Origin of the sequence: Photorhabdus heterorhabditis (assembly GCF_018448905.1) — a bacterium.
In the GTDB taxonomy this organism is placed as follows: Bacteria; Pseudomonadota; Gammaproteobacteria; order Enterobacterales; family Enterobacteriaceae; genus Photorhabdus; species Photorhabdus heterorhabditis.
Map to the genome: position 1 here is coordinate 1 of NZ_RCWA01000080.1, position 4,957 is coordinate 4,957.

The following is a 4,957-nucleotide window of genomic DNA, read 5'->3' on the forward strand; positions in this document are numbered from 1 at the left end:
CTGATCACATTTCACACTATTCATTCTGACGGTCAATTAATTTCACATTAGAATAGTTTGATGATGTCACTATTAAATCATCAATATTCTCTGTGGAAAGATGGCTGTTTTATCACCGCAGCCTGACCGCAGATAACCGAGTCACTTATTGGTCAGATCATTGACTTTGTCACACTTAAGTTTAGCAAAAGGGATAGTACGATGAATAAACTCAGCAACTCTGTGGCGAGAGGCACGAGTTATCTTTTAATTTACCTGACGGCCATTCAGCCACTGCACCCGGCTATGGCGGCGGGAATAACGCCGGATAATCCCCAAACACAGGTACAAATTCAGGGAAATGTGCCGGTTGTCAATATTGCTACTCCTAATAGTGCCGGGATATCTCACAACACTTATAAAGAGTTTAATGTTGCCACTCAAGGAGCAGTGCTTAATAACGCTACTCAGGCGGCTCAGTCACAATTAGCCGGGCAATTAAATGCAAATAGCCACTTAAAAGGTAAAGCCGCCGAATTAATTATTAATGAAGTCACCGGTAATGGGCAGTCTGACCTGCAAGGCAAACTGGAAATTCTGGGTCATAAAGCCAATGTGATGATAGCTAACCCCAATGGCATTAGCTGTGATGGCTGTGGTTTTATTAATACCGGCAGTGCAACATTGACTACCGGTAAGCCTCAATTTGATAAACAGGGCGCACTGGAAGCACTGGAGGTTAAACAAGGCCAGATTACCCTTGGCGGTAAAGGGCTGGATGGCAAGGCGACGGATTATGTCGATATTATCAGCCGGGTGACTGAATTAAATGGAAAAATTCAGGCGAATAATTTATCCCTGACACAAGGGGCTAATCGGATTGATTTTAACGATGGCACAGTGAAAAAAATCACCGGAGAAGGCGCTAAGCCTCAATTAGCGATTGATACCAAAGCCTTAGGGGGTATGTATGCTAATAAGATCCGCTTGATTGCCACAGAAGAGGGGGTCGGCGTTAATCTGAAAGATTTAACCAGTGACCAGCGTGATATTACCTTAAACGTTAATGGTAAAATTGAACTGGGAAAGGTCAACGCTAAAACGGATTTTAATCTTAGTGCGAAAGAAACCCATATTGCGCCAAATATCCAGATACAGTCAGAACGGGATATTACTCTGGCAAGTACTGAATTGGATAATAAAGGGCGTGTCACTGCGGGCCGGGATGCACGGATATTGGGTGATACTTTACGTAATATCGGAGATAAAGCACTTCTGCAAGCCAATAATCATATGTGGATACAGAAGGATGCTCAAGGGAATAAAGGTAAACTTGTCGAGAATAGATCGGCAACAATAAAAACCGTGAAGGGCGATTTGGTTGTCAGGACTCATGAACTGAATAATGTCAGGAGTATCTATTATTTCGAAAAAAGAGAAACCGCACCCAACCCGACAGATAAAAATTTTGATATCCTTGCCGCACAATATGAAAGTGAATATAAATTAAAAAGCATGCAACCCAGTGTCCTGATGTCTGGCGGAAATATTTATGTTAACAGTGATCTATTATCAAATCAGGAAATGAGCAAAATTGAAGCCGGAAAAGATATATTTTTGACGGGCAAAAATCTTTCCAATACCAGCCGAATATCTGAGGACAAATCAGGATCTTTTAATCTCTTTGAATATTTCCCTAAGGATAGTTATGTTTCTATAACCGATTCACTGAATATCCCTACGGGGATCTATCAACTGGCTTCTAATGGTATTTCTGGAAAAATTGACACCTATCATCAATGGGATGATAAAAATTATCATCTCTTACCCAACGGTGAAGTCAAATATGATATTAGAAAAGACAAACTGGTGGTTGAGCGCGCCAGTATTATCGCAAAAGGTCATCTTGTCGCCGACTTTAGTGACAGTATTCATATTAATACTTATTATCCTTACAGTGCCCCGGCAGGTTTCAATTTATTCAATTATCCCGTCGACAGTGAAAAACTGCCCGCAATACTGTCCGCTGAAAATATCCTATTACATGCGGGAAAAATAACCCTCAGTGATAAAATCAACGCGGCTCATGATGTCAATATTGTTTCCGAGAGTGATATCACCCTAAAAAATGCCATACTTTTGTCCCCTAATAGTTTATCTATGGCGGCTGTCAATAATATCTCTCTCTGGCGCAGTCATATCAGCGGAAAGGAGGTGACCGCGCTCAGTCGTTATGGGGATATTGCATTTCATAACGGTGATGAAGTCGGCCATATTTGGGAACAACATAGAACGGGTGAGCATCCCGCATCCAATCAATTAAATGCCCGCGGTCATTTAACTCTCAATTCGGGTAAAAACCTGCTTTTACAAAATGTCTATTTACAACCGGCTGAAAATATCTCTTTGTCAGCCCGTCATGATGTCACCATAGAAAACCATGCAGATACTTATACTTTTGCAAAATCAACGTTATCCAATCGGCATCATGCCCCCATACCGGGAATTTTAACTGCCTTAAAATCATTAACGATTAATGCGGGGAATACGCTTTTTGCCAAAGGCTCAGAGATGTCTGCCGGAAAAGATATTTATTTAAGTGCAGCCAAAGATATTGATCTCAGTGCTTGTGAACCCAGGTATCAGGCTGATTTATCGTTATCCCAGGGATCACCCATATACAGCAGTAAAATCACGGCAAAGGATCATGTCAGTATTATCAGTGGGGCAGACATCAACGGGAAAGCCGTTCAGATACGGGCAAACGGTAATACATTATTATCCGCAGGCCGGAATATTACCCTCTCTGCCCAGGCTTATTCTGCCATGAACAAAGCAAACAATAATGACAAAGATGACCGGCATATTATTGCTCAGGTTCGTGGTGATAAAAAACTGACGATGGCAGCAAATGGTGATATCACCACAGCCGGCTCTCAATTGACGTCTGAGGGTGACATCCTGTTTTCCTCCGGGGGCAATATGCGTTTTGAATCGGTGCAGAACCACGCCTACCGGGAAGGTAACCGGGAATTCACGGGATCAGTGACTCAGCAAGGCACCGAACTGACCAGCGGCGGCGTACTGACCGTGCTCTCAAACGGCAGTCTTCTTTTCCAGGCCACCAAACTGGCGGCTAAAGGGGCTATGGATGTCGCCGCAAAAGGCGGTTATCTGTACGCGCAGGCCATGGAAGAATCCAGTCATTATGAGAAAACAGAAACAAGCCGTAACTGGTATGGCAGGAAGAAAACCCATCAACGCACCCGTCATGATGTCACCAACAAAGTCACGGAATTTATCGCTGAGGGGGACATTAATCTGTTAAGCCGGGATGACAGCACTTACGAAGCCAGCAAAATTGCCACCAATAAAAATGCCAGACTGACCAGCACGCACGGTAAAGTCAACTTTAAGGCGGTAAAAAATACCACTTTTGAGCAGACCATTACCCACTCCACCGGTTTTTATATCAAACACCGGGATAAAGGTTATACCAAAGACACGTGGGTGCTTCCGGCTATGCATATTGGCGGAAAACTGACCGTAGAAGCGGCTAACGGCGTCAGCGCGGATATCAAAGCCAAAAATGGTCAGTCATTACAAAATGTCCTGGCCGGATTGGGGAATACACCGGAGACCGCCTGGCTGAAAGGACTCAATGACAATAAAGATATCCAGTGGAATGTGGTCAAGGATGCGTATGACAGTTGGGATCACAAGAGCCAGAGTTTAAACCCCGTAGTTTCTGCGGTGATTGCGATTGCGGCAGCGGCGGCAACCGCAGGCAGCTCTCTGGCGGCCTCTGTTGCCTCTTATGCGGGCAATAGCGTTGCGGGTGGGGCGTTAACGGCGGGCATGTCATCACTGACGGCCCAGGCGGCAGTGGCTATTGTGGATAATCAGGGGGACATATCCAAAGCACTAAAAGTGTTAGGTAGCAGTGATGCGGTTAAATCCACCATTACCTCAATGGCGCTTGGGGGGGCCTTGGCCGGGTTTGATGCCTACATGGGATGGGATAAAGCGGCTGATGGCACGACATTAGATCCCACAAAAGCGAAATTACCTCAAATCAGCCATGGTGACTGGAATAAAGTCATCCAGCGAGTCGCGGGTCAATCCATTATCAGTGCCAGCCTGAATACCACCATTAACGGCGGCAGTTTTAACGATAATTTGACTACGGCTCTGTTGGCTAATATTGGCAGCCAGATTAACGCGGAAGGCGCCCGATTGATTGGTGATAATGGCGAGGTCCTGGGAGTGCTGGGCAAAACGTTAAGCCACGCCGTTGTTGCAGGTATCAGTGCTGAAATTGGCCGGGGGAATGCCAAAGGTGCAATGGCGGGGGCTTTGGCTGCGGAACTGGCGGGTATCATGATGGGAGATAATCTGATCAAAGCCGAAGAATGGCAGAAAACCTCGGAGCGACAAGCGCAAATTGCCCGTGTTTTTGGTGGTTTTGCCGGTGCGGTATTTACCGGTAAAGCAGACGGGGCTTATAGTGGCGCAAGCGGTGCGGAGAACACTTTCCGTTATAATTACCTGGCTCATCACCAGCAGCAATTAATGGAAAAAGAACTGGCGGCAGAATCCAACTACCTTAAAAAGGCGCAGATTTTTGCTAAATGGGGTTTGATGAGTGGTTCACAAGATGGTCATTTGGCGGCGGGTTTTGTCTCCGGTATTCCATCAGAACTCTATGATAGCGTGATGGCTATTGTCGGCGCAGTCTCTAATCCTTCGGAAGTCATTGAATCGCTCAGGACACTGTTAATTCAGGAAGATATGCCCGGCTTTATCTGGCAGGCAACAAAGGATAGTTATCTCAAGCAGCTTGATGTTGTCAAAGCCGAATATGAACAAGCGGGTCCAGAGGGAGCCTATAATGCGGGGCTGGAGATAGGAAAACTGGTCACTGGAATAGTCAGTATGGCTGGTGGTGGCTTGGGGGCGGTCAAAGGGTCTACATCTG

1 protein-coding gene is annotated in these 4,957 nt (G+C 45.6%); it reads left to right on the top strand.

What is annotated here, in order from left to right; translation table 11 throughout:
- Positions 1-201: 201 nt before the first annotated feature.
- A partial coding sequence (locus EAE89_RS22180; RefSeq protein WP_214086601.1) for a DUF637 domain-containing protein occupies positions 202-4,957 on the top strand: 4,756 nt, incomplete at its 3' end.